The following is an 18,692-nucleotide window of genomic DNA, read 5'->3' as shown; positions in this document are numbered from 1 at the left end:
CTCCTTACTAAGCTGAGTGAAGTTTATTATAGACTCTCTGTATCCATTATAGACAGTTATTATCTATAAAGCAATGGTTTTGTTCAAATCCTGTTTGATCGGGTATGTAAACTGTGTTGTAACGCATACGTGACTCCCTATTATATATTGACATTCCAGGAGGCTGATCTTATTGGATAACATGAAATGGATTCCCAAGGAACAAGGTATGGATCATAGCCTTAACATGCTCCGAGAAGGTTATTTGTTCATAACAAATCGTACCATCGGATTCCAATCCGACATATTCGAAACTCGTCTATTGGGAGAACGTGCAATCTGCATGCGAGGAGAAGAAGCGGCCAGGTTGTTTTATGATCCGGATAAGTTTGTTCGAACAGGGGCAGCTCCCAAACGTGTGTTGAAGACTCTCTTTGGGGAAGGCGGCGTCCAAACTTTGGATGATGGTGAACATCACCATCGCAAAGCGATGTTCATGTCCCTGATGAACAAGGAAGCTCTTCATCAGATGAGAATGATTACGCATAAGCATTGGGAGCTTGCGGGAAGCCGATGGAAATCCGCAGACCAAGTCGAAATCTACAAGGAAGCACAAGAAGTGCTGTGCAGGGTAGCCTGCGAATGGGCTGCAGTACCGCTCCCTGAGTCAGATGTCACGGAGAAAACGGGCTGGTTTGCTGCCATGATTGAAGCAACCGCAGCTTTTGCAATCAAGCACAGAAAGGGAAGAACTTCCCGCAGGCAAGCAGAAGAATGGATTCAGAGACTTGTTGCTGATGTTCGTAATGGGGCTTTGAAACCGCCTGAAGATTCCGTCCTGCATACGATGTCATGGCATCGCGACCTTACTGGGGAACTTCTGGATGAGAAAACAGCTGCAGTTGAAATCATTAATATCCTGCGTCCCATCGTGGCGGTAGCCATTTATGTATGCTTCACTGCTTTGGCAGTCATCCAGCAGCCTGATGAGCGAGTGAAATTAATGACATCAGATGAACAGCTATTAAAGAATTTTGTCCAGGAAGTGCGCCGGTTTTATCCCTTCTTTCCTTTTGTGCCGGCTCGGGTCCGCAAGGATTTTAACTGGCAGGGTTATTCATTTGATGAAGGTGTTCTTACACTGCTCGATCTGTATGGAACGAACCATCATCCAGGCATATGGGAGCAGCCGGAGCTAATGCCTTCTCTTCCCCACAGCCGGATCGTCATTCAGAAAGTTAAAACGCTGTATATAAGTTGAACGGCTTCTGTCGTTCTATCCAAATATCACTTGATCCTGCACCCGTTTGCATGTCACAATAACATGGAGACTGTCAGCATGAATTTGGACAACCAGATAGCTAACAAGATCTCAGCTGCCCCGTAAAGGTGGCCGCACAAACAACTTACACGTATAATGGGAGGTCCCTATCATGAAGAAAATGAAGCTTGGAAGCAGTTCACTTGAAGTCCCTGTTGTAGCCGTTGGTTGCATGCGTATAAATTCGCTGGAAAAAGCGGAGGCAGAGCGTTTCGTACAGGCTGCCTTAGAAGAAGGCGCAAACTTCTTCGACCACGCCGACATTTATGGTGGCGGCGAATGTGAGGAGATTTTTGCCGAGGCCATACATATGAATGCAGAAATCCGTGAGAAGATTATTTTGCAATCCAAGTGCGGAATTCGTCCAGGTATGTTCGATTTCTCCAAAGAACATATCTTGAATTCTGTTGATGGCATTCTGAAAAGACTAAAAACAGATTACCTCGATGTATTGCTCCTTCATCGTCCAGATGCGCTGGTTGAACCTGAAGAAGTAGCGGAAGCATTCGATCAACTCGAATCCTCTGGCAAAGTACGTCATTTTGGGGTATCCAATCAGAATCCGATGCAGATCCAGCTTTTGCAGAAGGCCGTGAAACAACCGCTAGTGGCAAACCAGCTGCAGCTTAGCATCATGAACACAACGATGATCCAAAGCGGAATTAATGTAAATATGGAGAATGATGCAGCGGTCAATCGTGATGGCAGCATTCTCGATTTCTGCAGGCTGCACGACATTACCATTCAGCCTTGGTCACCTTTCCAATATGGTTTCTTTGAAGGGGTATTTCTTGGAAGCGATAAATTCCCTGAGTTAAATCAGAAGATCGATGAAATCGCTGATAAATACAACGTAACAAATACAACAATTGCTATAGCATGGCTTCTTCGTCATCCTGCACATATGCAGCCGATCGTCGGAACGATGAACACCGAGCGTCTGAAGGATTGCATCGCAGCCGGGGACATAAAGCTTACCCGCGAAGAATGGTATGCAATCTATCGTGCGGCAGGTAATATTCTTCCATAACATTTCACTTGTTCACCAAACAGCCTCCTATCCTTTGATAGGAGGCTGTTTGCATGGTTTGCTAATAGCAGCTCCGCACCTCTTACGCAGTGCGGAGCTTTTTATTTTAGGACTTAAACAAATGCAGAAAGGATGATGACCAAAAGAATAAAGAGAACCAATACGGCTCCGACAGAATTGTTGAATCCACCATATCCACCATATCCAGCAACTTCACCCATTGTTCTAACCTCCTTTATTTTTCCGAACACAACATCCTATTCTCGATAAACAAAAGAGCTTAGACTATAGAGCAAAAAATGAAAAACTTAGAAAAATGGGTTGCTATGGAGAATCCTCCACTTCAGATTTCATCTTATTTGGCGAGCAAACCTTTTGCGAAACTTAGAACGTCTGACTTGGCGTCTTCGGCCCAAATGCTGTATCGAATCTGCTGCTCCTCATCCACCCAGTCCAGATGGTCTCTTCCCTTGGAGTCAGCTGTATAGACACATTCCACTCCATTAATGACGATGGTTTCCTTTTTCTCATTAGGTTTTTCAAATGGTACAAAAACTCCGCCTGCTGGTGGCGCTGGGTATATATAACTCGCTACAAGCTCAAGCTTTTCTTTTCCTTTTTCGAACATCAGAACTGCCGCAGAAGCTTCTTTGGATTGCATCGTCTCGGAATATACAAACTTCTTGTTGCCGTTAGCAGCCTTAGCCTTTAACTCCTGATCCAGCTTTTCATACTGGCTTGACGTTATCTCAGGACTCTTTAAGTATAGAATCGAATTCTTTAACTTATAGCCTTTAGGTAATGCAGAAGGCTGTTTAAGTGTTGGGGCATTCATGGCTTTCGCCTTTGCCAGGTAGTCCGTATACTTGGTATATACAAGTCCTGAAGATGTAAAGTAGATCTCATCCTGCTCGTTATATTCCTCGTCGGCCACATAGTAGGCAACGAACTGCCCTGGCTTAAGTTTGCTGCTCAATTCATTGATACGCTCCTCATACGACTTCTCTGCTTGGGTGGAAGCAACCACTGTTGTCGTCTTCTTTGTAGTGCCTGCTGTGTTTGCTGCATAAACATTCGCTGAACCGACCATCATTGTTGCTGCGAGTAATAATGCGACCTTCATTTTGTGATTCTTCATGATATAATCTGTTCTCCTTTCGGCGGCAAGGCCTTTTGAAATAATGTTGAATTACATCTTGTATAACACCTAACCATACGTAAAAGGGACATTTTGTTATAAAAGGATAAATTATTCTGTTTTAAGACCAGCCGCTATTTTTGCGAACTCCTCCTTGGACAGGGGATCCTTTGGATCATCTCTAATAACATACAGAACTTCCTCACTGTCGCTAAGCCACGTCAAGCTGCGAGTTTCCGTAGTCGAATCGTTGGAAAATATCCTCTCTCTCCCTTTTACCGTCAGTATTATGACTTCGTTCGAGGGTACCCCTGCTTTTTTGCCTTTCTCCCTGGCAAATGCCAGAATCGTGATCCGATGCTCGCCTTTACGATATTCCATTCCTGTAGAAGCAATCCCAGCGCCCGGCAAAATCCTATAAAAAAGTCCCTGTTCTTCATCTGACTTCTCTGCCTGCATTTTGAGTTCATCCAGCAGACTTTCATACTCCGGAGTCCCCAATATAGGGTAGTTATTAATGTTAATCCGTCCAAAATCAAATCGATATCCTTCCGGTACATATTCAGGCTCCTGCAGCAGCGGTGCGCCTTTCTTCTCGATTTCCTTCGCAAGCTCCTCATAATTCGGATGCTTTGTCGCCTTATAATAATATTTCAGCGGATATTTCTGAGAGGATGAAGTCAGATGCTGATCTTTGATATAATATACGGCTTGTTCTCCCGTCTTTAAGATCTCACTCAGTTCTTCTTCTGACTCTTTTACACGTTTAACGTTATATTCCGATTCGGTATATTTCCAAGGCTTTATGGTAGACAGAACGACTTTGCCTTCCTTGTTCTTGATCTGAATCAGGTAATTTCCGGCGTAGACACTAAGCGACGAAAGAATCAGTATTGCGGTAACCAGCACAGGAATGAAGGATTTCTTGCGATAACCGTTACTTTTTCCATGTTTCTTCTGATGTATTTGACGAACCTTGTGCATGATGAGGGGGGTTACATCTAACTCTTCATGTGTGGAGCCAACTTCCATCCTTCTCAACATTTGATCTTGCTCTGATTGTCCCGAATCTCGCATTGCGCTATCCTCTCCTTCTCTCGGATTAGCTTAACGGCCTTTTCTTTCACCCGAGCATATTTTTTCTTAACTGCACTTAAATTTTTGTCCAGAATCTGCGCAATTTCCATGAACGGCTTCTCTTCGAAAACCCGAAGAACGAGTAGATTCCGCTCCTCCACCGAGAGCTTGGTCATGGCATATTCCAGCGGTTCGCTGAACCAGCTGCGCTCCAAGGTCTGTTCCGCACTATCTGCATACCCTGGCGGCCGAATGAGTCGGCTCACTCGCATACGAACTTGCCTCTTGCGAAGCAAATTGAGGCAGTGATGATAAGCAATTTTGTATAACCATGATGAGAACGATACCTTCGCTTCATAGGAATGAATCTTGGTAAAGGCCTTGATAAAGACATCCTGGACGGCATCTTGTGCATCCTGCTTGCAGCCAAGCATCCGGCAGCAATATATGTAGATCTGTTTTTTGTACGTTTCGACGATAGGCTCAAAACAATCCACCTCTCCTGTTTTAACACGCCTTACGCACTCATCTATTGAATCCAATTCGAAGCCGCACCTCCGCGTAAATCTTATTTACGTTTATATAACACCTCATCTGTGGTAAAAGGGATATTTGCCTCCTAAAAAATAGAAAAACAACCCATACCCTAAGTATGAATTGTTTTTCTGCAATGTCGATCTTTTCTTTTACTTTGTTTCAGGCTCACATATCTTTGTAAAAGGCTAGCTCCTCTTTGAATCAAACTGAAAAACTAATTTCTCATTGTCGTCCCTCAAATCAACAAGTTCCTGCGCTTGTAGATCCGAAGCATAATGGTTCACCGTCTTTCTCCAGAATGCCTGCGCTCGTTTATTACGATCCGTGGGATTCGTTTGAATCTCCCAGCTGCCGACATGCTTGTCAAACACTAGCGTTGCAGCTTTCTCAGCAACATCCTTGCCTCGGAAAGGTTTCATAACAAAGAACTCATTCATGTAAAACTCACTGCCATACGTGTATGGCGGGGTTGCCACCATAGCAAATCCTGCCGTGATGCCATCCACCCGAATCAGGTAAGGAAACAAAATCGTGGGCTTTTCCCACCATATATCAAAAACTTTGTTCTGATCATTCAAGGTTTTTGTATCATCTTCTTCAAAGATGCCAAATGAATTCGGCTTCCAACCCCAGATTCCTGATAAATCATGTAAGTACAGCGGATAAATATTATTAATGATAAATTTGTTAGAAGTATCCGTTAGCTCCACAGTAACATCCATCTATTCTTCTCCCTCCATCCTGGTTGTACTCCATATGTTGTAATTCCAATTTAGCTAAGTGATATGTAACCCTCCCACACTTCAGGTTATCATCTCAACTATCTCTTCTATATAGTTTATATGCTTATAAATTATTTTTTACATAAATCATCGCTTGTCAAAATTCAAGAACCATTGCTGCGCCCCCCTGAACAGAAGGGAATTAGCCTATCCCTTTTCATATAAAGAATAGTATCGCATTTTTGGGATCGTTCATTTCAAACGAATGAATTGACAGCGATTAGTACATAATGACTCTGTTGATTAAAACGTAAAGGAGTTTATATAAATGGGAATTTTAAGCGGCAATCCTAAAGATGAGCCTATGCATTATGGTGAGATCTTCAGCGTATGGGAAGCATCTATGTTGGCAAAAGGCATGGTGTCCTGCTATGAAGCTTTTCTCTACCATGCAGGTGATAAGGATTTGAAGAAAATCCTCCATGATCTGCTGGATCAAGCTAAACTCGAAGTTAAAGAATGTGATGAACTGCTTACAGACAACGGAATCACTCCCGCTCCGGGCCTCCCTGAGCGTCCTCCGGCGAAGCTTGAGGATATTCCAGTTGGAGCAAGATTCTCTGATCCGGAAATTGCAGCTAAAATCGCTGCCGACACATCGCTTGGATTAGTGGCCTGCAGTTCCGTCATGGGGCAATCCATTCGTGAGGATATCGGCGCATTATTCGCTAAATATCACCTCACCAAGACGGCATTGGGTGTAAGAATCCTTCAAATGCTCAAGGAAAAAGGCTGGCTCATTCCGCCACCATTGCAAATCAAAAGACCCGAATAAATAACTCGATCGCGTTAGACCCTGCAATGCATTAGAAGGACATAACGCTACCGCTTATACAGCAAACAAAGAAGCGGCCTATGGGCTGCTTCTTTGTTTATTTTCTTCCTCAGCTCTCTTCTATGACTCGCTGATCAGAAACCATCTTCTTCTTCTTCAGAGGGATATTCTTGGCCTGCTGTCTGCCAATAAGAATCATACCTAGTATAACGAGGATGCCCCCGCCCCACTGTTCCAGTCCGGCCGTTTCTTTTAATATGAGGACCGATAATAACAAGGATGTAAAAGGCATCATACCAGAAAATGCAGCCGCAGTTGAAACCGGACATCGTTTGATGCCGGCATACCACATGATAAAAGCCACTGCTGTGACCATGGGCCCGTACCATACGAGCGCAAACCATTCCTGTATTCCTATTGCTGCAAGAGCGGCTATCGGTCTCTCTAAACAGGCAGGGATCAAGCATAACACCAATGTAATCGCAGAAACCAATGTGGTTTGAACTACAGGATGAATAGCTTCACTTTCTGAGACCTTTTGATGAACAGAACTAACTCGAGATAGCAGGTTAAAGATAGACTCGCTTAAAGCTGCGCATAGAACCAGCAGATTACCGAATACATGCTGCAATGTGAAAGAATGACCTGGCGTAAACAAACCTTGGATTACCATAATACCAACGATTGTACTAAGAATCCCCGCTAATTTCGAGCCGTTTATGGATTCTTTCAATAAAGTGATAGCCATGATCACCGTGAAGGCCGGTGTTGTTCCTGTCAGTATCCCCGCCTCCGCTGTGCTAGTATACTGGAGGGCATACAGCAGCAGCATTCGAAATAAAAACATTCCCAGTAACGCCTGAAAAAAGAGAAGCGTCCATTCACGAAATGTCAGTCGCTGAATCGTCCTCATCAGATCCTTCATACATAGAGGAAGCATGCATAGTAATGCCAATATCAAGCTGACAGCCGTGATCGTAAACGTCCCTATCTTTCCATTCAAAAACCATGCAGTAATGACAGAAGTCCCGGCAAGCGTGAAAGCCCCCAGCAAATAAAACATCCCGCTCCAGCGTGCCACTTAAATCCCTTCTCTCCCAATATTCCAGATGGGTATCAATAGAAACTATGCTACAATCATAGAAAAAACTGGGGAATCACAACAGGTCCAGTTGAGCACGATTTTATGCAAACCAGTTGGAGGACGGGGTATATGTGGGGAATTAAGCTGCAACGAAGCAGCGATGTTTCATTAAAACGGCAGATTTATGTTGCCTTGCGGGAACACATCATCCGAGGAAACTTAAAAGCAGGAGAAGCCCTGCCATCATCCCGACAATTGGCGCAGGAGCTTCAAGTATCTCGCAACACGATTATGGAGGCTCTCGAGATGCTGAATGTGGAGGGTTATATCGTCAGCCGAATCGGGGCACCAGCAAAAGTTGCGGAAGGCATCATACTGGATACGAGGACCGAGTCCAGGCCATCACCGGGGATCGAAGATATACCTGAATATATAGCTGATTTCCGAACAGGGCTGCCGGATCTGAGATTGTTTCCGCGTTATGCTTGGCAGCGGGTAACAATGAAAGCCCTCTCCGAACTAAGCCCTCCTCTACTGGGTTATACAGGGCCTCAGGGAATGCTGGCGCTTCGGGAAGAAATTGCTTGTTGGCTTCTTCGAAGCAAGGGGCTTGTTGTGGATACCGAGGATATCTTTATTACGGCTGGCGCAACACACGCACTGCATATTGTAGCCGAACTACTCTATCAAGATACCCAAAACATATACTTTGAGGATCCGTGCAATATTGAGATGTTGAAGACATTTATAAACAAAGGATTCAAGATATCACATATCCCGGTGGATCAATACGGTATTCAAACCGATCACCTGAAAAATGCACCTGGTTATCCGGTATACGTTACGCCTTCTCATCAATTTCCTTTTGGAGGCATTCTGCCAGCAGAGCGACGAGCAGCGCTCATTCGTTTTGCCAGACACACCGATAGCTATATTATTGAAGATGATTATGACAGCGAATTTCGGTACGTTGGGGAGCCGGTGGCCCCTTTGCATGCTATGGATGCCGAGCGGGTCATTTATATTGGTACATTTAGCAAAACGCTATTCCCCGCTCTTCGCATCGGATACGCGGTCGTTCCGCGAAGCCTGCAGCAGCGTTGGAGTTATTTACGTACGCATACCGATGTTCAGAATCCCCCTTTTGAGCAAGCCGCCCTTGCCGAGTTTCTACATACCCGGAAGTTGGACAGACATATCAGCAAGATGAGGAAGATTTATCGTGAACGCAGACAGGTCTTATTATCTTCTCTCAAAGAATACTTCGGAGATAATTGGCGCGTTTGGGGGGATGCCGCTGGACTGCACCTTACAGTAGAATTTCAGGAAGCGATGTTTGATGATGTTTTCCGACAGCAAGCCCGGCAGAAGTCCATTCGCATCACGCCCCTGGACTATCACTGTATTCAAAAGGGCATTCATGCAAACAAGTTATTGTTCGGATACGGTCATCTAGAACCAAGTGAAATACGCGTTGGGATTGACCTTTTACACACCTTTATGAAAAAAGGCGGATATGTATAAGGATTCCGCATAGATAACCAATGAAACAATATGCCTTCCACTTATGCACCTCTTAACAACACAAAGGCTGCCATTCGGCAGCCTTGTCTATTATTTCTATTTTTTCAATCCTGCTTCGCAAGAATTTCCTCTAAAACTTCTAACAGCCTCTGATTCTCTTCCGATGTTCCTACCGAAATTCGGATATGCCTTGGAAGTCCCCATCCCTTGGCGTACCGGACAATGACCCCATTCTCAAGCAGCTTAAAGTATAATATTTCCGCATGTTCACCAAGCTCCGCCAGAATGAAATTACTCATGCTCTCGGTGTAAGGAATCGATAAACGGTCCAGCCCATCATAGATTTGCTGTCTGCCTTGTTCGTTCATCCTGCAAGATGACCGCACATGTTCCTCATCTCCAAGTGCGGCCGATGCCGCTGCTTGAGCGAGCACATTCACATTAAATGGTTCTTTTACTTGAAGCAGCGTCCGAATAATACCTTCTGAAGCGGCGCCGTACCCTACTCGTATTCCCGCAAGTCCGTAAATTTTGGAGAAGGTATTCAGGGTGATGACGGGATACCCCATCTTGATGTAATCGATTCCATCCGAATAATCAGGCGCAGTCGCATAATGTCGATATGCCGTGTCAATCACGACCAGAACTCGCTCTGGAAGGCGGTCCAACAGATTTTTCATTTCTAATTCGGAAATGTAGGTGCCTGTTGGGTTATTCGGAGTGCATAGATACACGATTTTGGTTCGCTCCGTAATCGCGGCGAGTATATCTTCAACAGAGAAAGCAAATTGCTCATGCAGCGGTACCTTTATGACCGTACCCGACATAAGAAAAGCGCCAAATTCATATTCGCTGAACGTCGGATCAGGAACTACGATTTCATCGCCAGGCTCCAGGTACGCACGAGAAATAAGCATGATCAGCTCATCTCCCCCGTTTGTAACAATGAATTGATTCGCCGTTAATCCCAAGTGCTCGGCCAGCGCTTGGATAAGTCCCGAAGCACGTTCATCAGGATAACGGTGTAGATCAGGCAGCTGCTTCTGAATGGCTCTCAATGCTTTGGGTGAAGGACCCAAAGAATTTTCATTGGAAGCCAATTTGATGACGTGATCCAAGCCGTATTCCTGCTGTACTTCCCAGATCGGCTTACCTGCCGTGTATGGCTTTAACCGTTCTAATGCCTGACGCGGTGTTACTCGCAATTTCTGAGCTTCTCTTGCTTCGTTCAATGTGTTCTCCCTCCGTTACGGTAATGTCTTTTATATTTAATAGTAAAAACTATGCTGATCTTACGGCAAATAAGTAAATTAGCAGATATACAATCATGATTGCAACCAGTACATAAATGAGTTTCTTCATTTCATATCACCTCATAGTAAATACTCTTCTTTTACATTTATTAGGTCTGGTTACAACATATTATAATCGCTTAAGCCAAATAAATCGCTATAAAAAAGACGCTATTTTCCAAATTAAATGAAAAATGGCGCCTCATCTTATTTCATTATTCTCTTTATAGATCTATCCAGCTTGTGAAGGTGAGCATTTTTGTTCATTCCGTCTTCAGCTTGTGGCCTGACAGCAGACCAAGCAAATAAGCTTTAAGGTCCACCATTCTTAAATGGGCCGGTTTCTCATCGGTCCCGGCAATAATAAGTGGAACAAGCGACTCGGATTGTCGGATCGATCCATGTCCTCCGCCCCCCTCATGCGTTGGTGAGCTGCGGTCCTTCAATTCATACCCCGGTTTAGCCGTGACAACCAAGAAATCACCTGCATGAGAATTCAGGGCACCTGATAATCTCTCCAACGCATCGGGATACTGTCCGTAATCCAGCGTCCGATCATCTGCATTCACTGTGAGGTCCAGCACTTCAGCATTCTGTCTCACAGTCCACGTTTGTTTATACTGGTCGACCAAGTTCCCCTTTGCCTGATATTGAAGTTCTTTTGCAGTGGATCCTTGAAGGGCATGAATCCATCCATTCTCTTTCCAAGCTACAAAATCGATGCGGTCATCCTTGCTGAGTATCTCCGCCAAGCTTCGCATAGATCGGCTGGGCTTGAAATTATACACATAAGCCATCGTTTCATTGACCGCGAGTGCAACTTCCGTCTCATCCGTTACTTCTTCACCGGGCCTAAGAACGGAGATGCCTTTCAGCATAGCGGGCATATGAATCTCCGAATGCTGCTTCGCCTGAAGAAGCTGTGTCATTCCACTGTCCCCAGCGATAACGATAATCACTTCGTTTAGCGCTTTTTCCGGTGATCCGAAAGCATTTAATAACGATTGAAGCTGCTGATCCACCTTGATGACGCCTTTGAGCTCGGATGGGCCATGCTTATGAAGTTTCTGGTCTAGGTCAGGTAAATATACATATAGAAAATCAGGGAGCTTGTCGGCTTGTATCAGATAGTTAACGGCATTAATTGCATACTTATTATTTAAGCCTAGTCGATCTGTAAGATCATCAGGCAACTTCTTCGTACCTTCCAGGGGATTGGACAAGGCTCCCAGAGTTAAAAAATCCGGACCTTTGACTTTTATGTGTTTCGGCAGGGAAGTCGGACCTTGAATCCAATCCGGGATCGTCAGCGTATGCTCGGTCGGCCCCCGATATATCAAGCCGTTAATCGACCCTGATTTCAAGCCAATGCGGGCTAATTCTTCGTAAATCGTAGGTGAATCCGGATTTAAATGTTTCCCGTTCAAATGGATTAATGCATCAGTCAGAACCGGATTGATGCCTTGCTTGAGGATTTCCATCGGCCCTGTTCCGTAGTTGATCATCTTCTTATCGTCGGACGAATACCATAGGAGACCTGGTACACCATGGCCATTCGGATATTTTCCTGTCAACATCGTGCTGTCAATCGTGACAGACATTGTAGGAAAAGAGCTGACCAGATCCTTGTAATATTGTCCATGTTCGATCAAATATTGAAAGGTGGGCAGCTGTTTTTGAGAAATGCCCTTATCAATCGCCTGTGCCATTAATGAGTCGACCATCAGGAATATGACTTTCTTATGTGTAGAACCTTGTTCGGATTTAACCCGCAGCAAATCCTGTTCGCCAGGTTTTTGATGTTGGCATCCCATTACCGTGATCAGTACAAGGGACAGCATTACGAGGATCATCCTGTTTATTCGCATTTTCACATTCACCACCTTAGTACATTTTGTCGCTAAAGTGGAAACGTCATTCGAGGGATATTTTGCATATTACGATGATCCATTTATGTTCAAATATGATGTTCGCCGGTTCTAATCAAGCCTCGCTTTTCCTGCTTTGATAAAGGATCCGGTTCACTTTCTCGGAGCTGAGCAGCATGATCAGGGCAAACAACAGAATGACGACGGGGAATAAACCTATCGATATTTGAGCCGCAACGATACCAAACAGTGGGGGTAAGATCGTGGTGCCGGTATAGGCAACAGCCATCTGATAACCCATGATTCTGGATGATTGAGCTTTGCCGAAGCGGGCTGGCGTTTCATGCAGCAAACAAGGGAATATGGGTGCAAGCCCGAGTCCGATAACAATGAGACCGATGAGAGAAAGATAGGAATGCAGCGGCAGCAACAACAGGACTGCACCGGTAATAGCCGTCACTTGTCCAGCACGGATGAGCGTCCGATTGTTCAACCTCAGCGTTACGAATCCTGTAATGAATCGGCCGAATGTGATGCCTCCATAATACATGGACACCCATACTGCTGCTGTTTCCGGGGACAGATCTCGGGTTCCTACGAGAAAGCTCGCGCCCCATAAACCGACGGTCGCTTCCACTCCGCAATAGAACAAAAACGCCAACAGGGTTATCTTTACCCCTCTAATTTGGAGCGGCTTTCCATGCTTCTGGACAATGGCTTCATCGTTGTTCGTTGATTCATTTCCCGTTTGTTCTTCAATCATGCCTTCGGGCTGCCGATGCTGACTTGCCACGATCCTCCAGAGTGGGAGCGTGAGCAGCAGGATGAAGACCAGAACGAACTGCAGCATGGATACGGTAAAATATCCGTCTCTCCATGTATCGTTAGCACCCATGGAATAGGACATGATAATCGGCCCTAACGTTGCGCCCACGCCCCAGAAGCAGTGCAGCCAGCTCATATGGTGGGCCTTATAATGGTTTGCTACATAGTGGTTCAGTCCCGTATCGACCGCGCCTGCGCCTAAACCCAGCGGAATCGCCAGCAGAATGAGCCAGAACAGCGATGGCGCATACGCAAAACCGAGCAGCGCACTCGCCGTCAACAAACAGCTGATAAGCGTAACCATACCCGTTCCGAAGCGTTCGATCACGCTCCCGCTAATCAAGCTGGATACAATCGTGCCTCCGGTTACGACCATCGACAGCAACCCTGCGGATTCGAAGGCAGCACCGATATCCGGCTGCATGGCCGGCCAGGCGACCCCGAGCAAGGAATCCGGAAGCCCTAAACTGATAAAGGCCAAATAAATAATTAGAAGAAAAAATGTTACCACAAATAAGGGTCCTTTCTACGCCGTGATCATTCAGACAATGGGATGATATAGGAAGTAATCTCCTTAATTTTGGCAGCATTAAGGGTGCTGCTAAACCGGTATACGTTACAAAATGCCAGGCGCTTCCGGTCATCGAATACAAGGATTCCGTCCGCTGCACCGGTGCTGCCGTGCGTTATCAGATGATGAATATGCAGTTCGGCTGTCTTGCCATACTTCACCTGACATAACGATTCAATCACTTGATCCTTCCCATGAACGATTCTTTCCCCAACGTAACTCATCTGAATCCCATCCGTGAAATTCTCATTCATAAATTGTGTATCCATGCCAGCCAAAGCGATGTGGAGTCTCTTCAGCAACTCCTTCTTCGGTGCGTTCCCGCAATCCTCCTCGCATGTGATAACGAAATCTTCTTTGCCTGCAATACCATCTGCCATAACCAAACCTCCTAATCCCAGCTGTGTATGTAAGGGAAGTTTTCCATTTATTTTAAACCTTGTTTGGTCATATGGAAAGACTATGCACGGCTTCTATTCCCGAAGATGAAAGGTTAGGGATGAAACGCCTTCCAGAACTCCCCTTCGGTATCAATCATGCCCTTGATCTGGGCAAAAGGAATTGTGAACGTCGGAAAACCCGCTGCGTAAGGGGCGATCTCATACGGTGCAAACACCAGATGTAATGCGTCCTCGGTTACATAGAAGGGCTGGTTTGCTGCAATTCCCTTATAGCTATCCGGGAATACATACGAATACTGCGGATCCTCTTGAATCTGCTTACCAACAATGCGGCTGAGCTCCTTCACATAATCGCTGCCCGGCTTAAACAAGTCCTTCAATTCATACATCCTGCCGTTCTCAAGATTGATCACGGCGTAAACTTTCGTTGGCATGCCGTGTGCGGCACCAGAGGGATAGTTATAACCGTTCAACTCCAGTTCAAGCAGTTTCTGCTTGTAGAAAATGACGTCAAAATCGCCTGTATAAGTATAATCAAGCTGTTGATTCGGAGGAATGAATTTCACCTGTGACATTTCTTTAAGCTTCGTATTCAGCGTGTGCTGAGCTGCTTGATCCCTCATTCCATCGATCTGTGGATAATAGACTAAGTAGTCCGGATTGGGTTTATACTTTTCTTCCATTACTTTATAAGGAGGATGCAGCGGAATCACCGTGTTCTGCTTCCATATGACATGACCCGACCGTTCCAGGTAAGACAGACGCTGATCAACCAGGGCCTTAATCAACCCTCCTGCTTCCAGCGTAAGCGAACCGCTGCCGTTCACTTGGGGATACCCCGGCGCCGGTCTGCCGGTTCGATCAATAAAATACGTCTGTTTCGCATCATAAACCGAGGCCAATCCATGCTTGTAATCAGAAACTTCCCGATATACAAAATCAGATAACCTCTTTCCGTCCCAATCTGCAATGGCATACATCGAACCAATATACGGCTGTTCAGGATTAATCGCACTCCCAAGCGCAAACCGGTCTTCATTCAAGTCCCGGATATCGTTATATTCCGGCTGGATTACCCACTCGCCCTGCTTATTAATGACGCCATACTTCGACTTGTAATCTTCTGCCGTGTTAACGATCGCTCTGTCATGATGAAAAGGAAATGCCGAAGTATAGGTCGGCGGAATGACGATGTTCCCCTGCTCATCGATATATCCGTATTTGCCAGTGCTATCCTTCTGAAAGGCCAGCAAGCCATCGCCAGGCGGTCCGACGTAGGCGAACGGATAATTGGCCAATCGGCGTCCATAGAGATCAATGAGCGCGTAAAGATTGTCTTTTATTTTCACAACAGCTTTGCCATTGACAAAATCATTCGCTTCCTCATATTGCGCTGGGATCACCTCTTGGCCCGCGGAATCGAGGTAGCCGTATCGGCTGTTCGCTCCATCTCCACTGCCATTATCAGTTACATAATAAACCGCCCTTCCTTCTCGAAGCCCTGCTATATACGGAAATCCTCGTCGTGTTAGCACTTCCCCTTGTTCGTTAATCATCTTAAAACCTTGATCATCGATCACGGTCGCTCGATGCTCCGAGAACGGGCTGATGGACTGATATATAGGCTTCACTACGAAACGGTCAGACCTGTCAATAAGGCCATACTTACCGTTCACGCCTACGATGGCAAGACCATTGTCCTGGAAATCCTGTGCATCATCATACTTTGGCTCAATGACCATACTTCCGCTGCGATCAATGTATCCCCACTTCGTTCCGTCCGTCGTCTTCACGGATGCCGGAAATAAACCGGCATGCTGCTGCGGCTGCCCTCTGCCTGCTAGCATCTCCTTGATTCGCCTCTCAAGATCCAGCAGCGTTTCACGCGCCGGGTAGGGTTCTGCGAACGTAAGTGCTTTGCGGACTGACACAAGGGCTGCCTCCGGCATCCCGGCCCGATATTGTGCATCCGCCAGGTAATACCAGTAATAAGAATAATCCGGATGTTCTTGCGTCAATCTCTCGTAGTACCTTACAACGACAGGGAAATAATAGGGGTATACATCCGGTGCAGTCACTAACGCCCCTTGGCTCCATCTGACGACCTCGACTCGATAAGCTTCGCCTGTATCGTGAATCCAAAGCGCGATTTCAGCCTGACCATCCGGACCCGAAGCACCCGGCATATCCGCAATATCGATATAACTGTAATATATATCAGCAGGTGCGATATCTTGAAGACCCTCTGGCGTCCAAGCGTAGATCGACAATTTTGACCAGATGGAACCGAGTTGCCAACCTACGATTAATTGATTCATACCTGGGTTCAACACAGGGGCCGCCGTCAATGAAGTAACCCCATATCCCTGCCCCAAGACGTTGGCAACGACCTCATATCCGCCATTGCGGTAAAGCAGCACAAATAAATAAAGATCATGATTCAATCGGGACACACCGACAATCTCTGGGATGTGATCTCCCGTGATGTCGACTGCGACAACTGCAGGATGTTCTGCAGGCTTATCGATTCGTACAAGTTCAGCACCGTGCGGCAGAAAGGCCATACCGATTTGTGCCAGCTGCTGATCATTAACGGACATTTGGGCACCCTCCCTTATTCAGAGCTTTCTCGCCTAATCGTATGCAGACGATGGTTAAATATGCACCTGCGGGCGGGGCGGAGAGCATTTCTTAAGTCCCATGTTTCCATTGGCGGATGACCGCAAAACAAAAAAACGGCCTGATCACGTTAGGCAATCAGATCGTTCTCTTCGCTTCAAAATGGTTTGCTGACCATGAAATACAAAATAACGACCGGCAGCAGCGTGGCTATCGTCCCGCCTACCGCCCAATACGCCGAAGCTCTTTTATAACCTGCTGTAATGACCCCATCCCTAATGGATTGTTTACTATGCCGAATCATCCCTTTTTGCAGCGGAATCAATAAACCAGCCCACAGGATCCCCGTCATACCAAACAGAATCAATGAAGCCATCAGCCAGCTCATTCCGCCCATTCCATATCCGGCTTGGACAGCCATCACAACGCCTGAAATGATGATCAGCAGCAAACCTGGCAGGGTAAATACCATATCGGCTGACATGACATTCTTAACCGTGTTATGGATTTCTGCCGGATCCCCTTTCAGATCAGCTCTTACTTTCCAGAATGCCGCCGTAATGATATTGCCGAGGAATAACACACATCCGGCGATGTGCAGAAATAACCACAATGTCATAAGCCATCCTTCCCCTCTTCCCGGTGCCCGGGCCGAAGAATGTCGATGATGAAATCCGCATATTCCTTCGTGCCGAATACATGACTATTTACGCCGATTAGTCCCCGCATCCGCAGTCCGAACGACAACAGCTCAAACAGCTCTGCCGTCCGTTCCGCATCGATGGATTCCGGTATGACCCCTGCTTCCTGACCTGTGACAATCCATGTCTTCGAAGTTTCTGTCGCTTCCCTATAGAAGCCAGCCACAATGTCGGCGATTTCGGGCTGATCGCTTTTTCCAATAAGGTACATGAAGATCAGGTTGCTCACATCGTCACGGCTTTCCAGTCTCGACATGCTGTTGGTAATGGCAGTCATCGGTCCGTCAAACTGTTTAATGTCCCCTTGCTTGTTCACTTCGCTCATAAACTGCTCGTTCTGCTCAGCAAGCTTAGCTCGTAATACGTGCACAAACAGCTCATCCTTACTTGAAACATAATGAAATATGGCCCCTTTGGACAAGCCCGAACGCTTCATGATGTCATTAAGGGTGGTTTGGCTGCAGCCTTGCTCCCTTATCAAGTCTTCTGTGGCTTCAAGAAGTATTCGCTTGGTTTGCTCTCGCCTTTCTTCCTGCTTCATCTAATAACTCCTCCTTGATGATAAGTTGGTTACCCCTGAGGTGGAAGCCAGCCCGCCATGAGAACCGCTGCCAGGAACACGATTTGCAGAACCGTTCTCAGCCCGATTGGAGTGACCGGCTTGCCGCCAAGTGACAAATGGCGATTCGCTGCGTATACATTGGCAGGAAACATGGCTATCAGCATCAGTGCGAGACCTGTTGATGCCAAAGCTGTGGTAGCCGGAATCAGGATTAGAATAGCGCCAGCAATCTCCAGCAGCCCGGTGAAGGTAACCATGAACGGGGCATTCGGTATTCCCGGGGGGATCATGGTGATTAGATCGGGTCGTCGTTTTCCCCAGTGGGCAGAAGCTGTTACCAAAAACATGACTGCAACCGCAAACCTGAGCGAAATGCCCCAGTCATTTACATACTCCCAGCCTGTAAAGCCCAGCGTCCGAAACAATAGTAGCGAAACCATCATCGCGACAAATGGGATCATCAACCTCACCAACCTTCCGAATTTCTTAACCTCATTATATATACCGACCATCGGTTTGTAAATGGAGAATTCCAAATTTATTCCTTTAGAGACTTCAGGCACATTCAGTATCTTATTAAAAAAGAGAGCAAGCGTGCGGCTGTAT

18 protein-coding genes are annotated in these 18,692 nt (G+C 46.1%); 4 read left to right on the top strand and 14 right to left on the bottom strand.

Annotated features, from left to right (window positions below; all coding sequences use genetic code 11):
* Positions 1-181 precede the first annotated feature (181 nt).
* Both ABEQ74_RS14550 and ABEQ74_RS14545 read left to right on the top strand, forming a co-directional pair.
* Entirely contained in the window at positions 182-1,240 is a 1,059-nt protein-coding gene (locus ABEQ74_RS14550; protein WP_430122924.1) for a cytochrome P450, read from the top strand.
* Between the two features lie 172 nt (positions 1,241-1,412).
* Positions 1,413-2,330: an aldo/keto reductase gene (locus ABEQ74_RS14545; protein ID WP_430122878.1), complete on the top strand. Its 918-nt coding sequence runs from the start codon at positions 1,413-1,415 to the stop codon at positions 2,328-2,330.
* Positions 2,331-2,443: 113 nt separating this feature from the next.
* Here the strand turns inward: ABEQ74_RS14545 and ABEQ74_RS14540 are convergent, their stop codons facing one another.
* The 5 genes from ABEQ74_RS14540 to ABEQ74_RS14520 all read right to left on the bottom strand — a co-directional run bounded on the left by ABEQ74_RS14540 (position 2,444) and on the right by ABEQ74_RS14520 (position 5,804).
* Positions 2,444-2,551: a YjcZ family sporulation protein gene (locus tag ABEQ74_RS14540; protein WP_430122877.1), complete on the bottom strand. Its 108-nt coding sequence runs from the start codon at positions 2,549-2,551 to the stop codon at positions 2,444-2,446.
* Positions 2,552-2,685: 134 nt separating this feature from the next.
* Positions 2,686-3,468, bottom strand: a complete 783-nt coding sequence (locus ABEQ74_RS14535; protein WP_430122876.1) for a hypothetical protein — start codon at positions 3,466-3,468, stop codon at positions 2,686-2,688.
* A 111-nt stretch (positions 3,469-3,579) separates the two neighbouring features.
* Entirely contained in the window at positions 3,580-4,545 is a 966-nt protein-coding gene (locus tag ABEQ74_RS14530) for a hypothetical protein (RefSeq protein WP_430122875.1), read from the bottom strand.
* The gene (locus ABEQ74_RS14525; protein ID WP_430122874.1) at positions 4,506-5,087 is read right to left on the bottom strand and encodes an RNA polymerase sigma factor; all 582 of its coding nucleotides are present in this window, start codon (positions 5,085-5,087) and stop codon (positions 4,506-4,508) included. Before ABEQ74_RS14525 ends, ABEQ74_RS14530 begins: the two co-directional genes overlap by 40 nt.
* A gap of 180 nt (positions 5,088-5,267) precedes the next feature.
* On the bottom strand, positions 5,268-5,804 hold the full coding sequence (locus ABEQ74_RS14520) for a GNAT family N-acetyltransferase (protein WP_430122873.1): 537 nt from the start codon (positions 5,802-5,804) through the stop codon (positions 5,268-5,270).
* Positions 5,805-6,132: 328 nt separating this feature from the next.
* Here ABEQ74_RS14520 and ABEQ74_RS14515 point away from each other — a divergent pair, with 328 nt between their 5' ends.
* Positions 6,133-6,639 (top strand): DUF3231 family protein, encoded by a 507-nt coding sequence (locus tag ABEQ74_RS14515; RefSeq protein WP_430122872.1) that lies wholly within the window; start codon positions 6,133-6,135, stop codon positions 6,637-6,639.
* A gap of 109 nt (positions 6,640-6,748) precedes the next feature.
* Here ABEQ74_RS14515 and ABEQ74_RS14510 read toward each other — a convergent pair whose 3' ends face one another.
* The gene (locus ABEQ74_RS14510; protein ID WP_430122871.1) at positions 6,749-7,720 is read right to left on the bottom strand and encodes a DMT family transporter; all 972 of its coding nucleotides are present in this window, start codon (positions 7,718-7,720) and stop codon (positions 6,749-6,751) included.
* Between the two features lie 132 nt (positions 7,721-7,852).
* Here ABEQ74_RS14510 and ABEQ74_RS14505 point away from each other — a divergent pair, with 132 nt between their 5' ends.
* The gene (locus tag ABEQ74_RS14505) at positions 7,853-9,247 is read left to right on the top strand and encodes a PLP-dependent aminotransferase family protein (RefSeq protein WP_430122870.1); all 1,395 of its coding nucleotides are present in this window, start codon (positions 7,853-7,855) and stop codon (positions 9,245-9,247) included.
* A gap of 104 nt (positions 9,248-9,351) precedes the next feature.
* On the opposite strand, the gene hisC is transcribed toward ABEQ74_RS14505, so the two are convergent.
* The 8 genes from hisC to ABEQ74_RS14465 all read right to left on the bottom strand — a co-directional run bounded on the left by hisC (position 9,352) and on the right by ABEQ74_RS14465 (position 18,547).
* Positions 9,352-10,479 (bottom strand): histidinol-phosphate transaminase, encoded by a 1,128-nt coding sequence (gene hisC, locus ABEQ74_RS14500; protein ID WP_430122869.1) that lies wholly within the window; start codon positions 10,477-10,479, stop codon positions 9,352-9,354.
* Between the two features lie 323 nt (positions 10,480-10,802).
* Complete coding sequence (locus ABEQ74_RS14495) at positions 10,803-12,407, bottom strand: alkaline phosphatase family protein (protein ID WP_430122868.1); 1,605 nt, start codon at positions 12,405-12,407, stop codon at positions 10,803-10,805.
* A 115-nt stretch (positions 12,408-12,522) separates the two neighbouring features.
* Positions 12,523-13,743 carry an MFS transporter gene (locus tag ABEQ74_RS14490; protein WP_430122867.1) on the bottom strand — a complete coding sequence of 407 codons (1,221 nt, stop codon included), beginning with the start codon at positions 13,741-13,743 and terminating at the stop codon, positions 12,523-12,525.
* A gap of 26 nt (positions 13,744-13,769) precedes the next feature.
* Complete coding sequence (locus ABEQ74_RS14485) at positions 13,770-14,183, bottom strand: hypothetical protein (RefSeq protein WP_430122866.1); 414 nt, start codon at positions 14,181-14,183, stop codon at positions 13,770-13,772.
* A 113-nt stretch (positions 14,184-14,296) separates the two neighbouring features.
* Positions 14,297-16,804 carry a WG repeat-containing protein gene (locus tag ABEQ74_RS14480; protein WP_430122865.1) on the bottom strand — a complete coding sequence of 836 codons (2,508 nt, stop codon included), beginning with the start codon at positions 16,802-16,804 and terminating at the stop codon, positions 14,297-14,299.
* A 176-nt stretch (positions 16,805-16,980) separates the two neighbouring features.
* Positions 16,981-17,442 (bottom strand): DUF2269 family protein, encoded by a 462-nt coding sequence (locus ABEQ74_RS14475; RefSeq protein ID WP_430122864.1) that lies wholly within the window; start codon positions 17,440-17,442, stop codon positions 16,981-16,983.
* Positions 17,439-18,065, bottom strand: coding sequence for a TetR/AcrR family transcriptional regulator (locus ABEQ74_RS14470; protein WP_430122863.1), 627 nt, complete (start codon positions 18,063-18,065; stop codon positions 17,439-17,441). The genes ABEQ74_RS14475 and ABEQ74_RS14470 overlap by 4 nt, the downstream gene beginning before the upstream one ends.
* A gap of 29 nt (positions 18,066-18,094) precedes the next feature.
* A complete protein-coding gene (locus tag ABEQ74_RS14465; RefSeq protein ID WP_430122922.1) occupies positions 18,095-18,547 on the bottom strand; it encodes a DoxX family protein in 453 nt (150 codons plus the stop codon).
* Positions 18,548-18,692 lie beyond the last annotated feature (145 nt).

Origin of the sequence: Paenibacillus solani, assembly GCF_050475945.1 — a bacterium.
GTDB classification, from domain to species: Bacteria; Bacillota; Bacilli; order Paenibacillales; family Paenibacillaceae; genus Paenibacillus_AQ; species Paenibacillus_AQ solani_A.
The sequence above is the reverse complement of the archived record's forward strand: the minus strand, read 5'-3'. Positions and strand labels throughout refer to the sequence as shown.

Coding starts and splice junctions, on each gene's coding strand:
- ABEQ74_RS14545 (WP_430122878.1), top strand. CDS start 1,413: ATGAAGAAAATGAAGCTTGGAAGCAGTTCACTTGAAGTCCCTGTTGTA.
- ABEQ74_RS14475 (WP_430122864.1), bottom strand. CDS start 17,442: ATGACATTGTGGTTATTTCTGCACATCGCCGGATGTGTGTTATTCCTC.
- ABEQ74_RS14480 (WP_430122865.1), bottom strand. CDS start 16,804: ATGTCCGTTAATGATCAGCAGCTGGCACAAATCGGTATGGCCTTTCTG.
- ABEQ74_RS14495 (WP_430122868.1), bottom strand. CDS start 12,407: ATGCGAATAAACAGGATGATCCTCGTAATGCTGTCCCTTGTACTGATC.
- ABEQ74_RS14505 (WP_430122870.1), top strand. CDS start 7,853: ATGTGGGGAATTAAGCTGCAACGAAGCAGCGATGTTTCATTAAAACGG.
- ABEQ74_RS14520 (WP_430122873.1), bottom strand. CDS start 5,804: ATGGATGTTACTGTGGAGCTAACGGATACTTCTAACAAATTTATCATT.
- ABEQ74_RS14485 (WP_430122866.1), bottom strand. CDS start 14,183: ATGGCAGATGGTATTGCAGGCAAAGAAGATTTCGTTATCACATGCGAG.
- ABEQ74_RS14530 (WP_430122875.1), bottom strand. CDS start 4,545: ATGCGAGATTCGGGACAATCAGAGCAAGATCAAATGTTGAGAAGGATG.
- ABEQ74_RS14515 (WP_430122872.1), top strand. CDS start 6,133: ATGGGAATTTTAAGCGGCAATCCTAAAGATGAGCCTATGCATTATGGT.
- ABEQ74_RS14470 (WP_430122863.1), bottom strand. CDS start 18,065: ATGAAGCAGGAAGAAAGGCGAGAGCAAACCAAGCGAATACTTCTTGAA.
- ABEQ74_RS14550 (WP_430122924.1), top strand. CDS start 182: ATGAAATGGATTCCCAAGGAACAAGGTATGGATCATAGCCTTAACATG.
- ABEQ74_RS14535 (WP_430122876.1), bottom strand. CDS start 3,468: ATGAAGAATCACAAAATGAAGGTCGCATTATTACTCGCAGCAACAATG.
- ABEQ74_RS14465 (WP_430122922.1), bottom strand. CDS start 18,547: ATGATCCCATTTGTCGCGATGATGGTTTCGCTACTATTGTTTCGGACG.
- ABEQ74_RS14540 (WP_430122877.1), bottom strand. CDS start 2,551: ATGGGTGAAGTTGCTGGATATGGTGGATATGGTGGATTCAACAATTCT.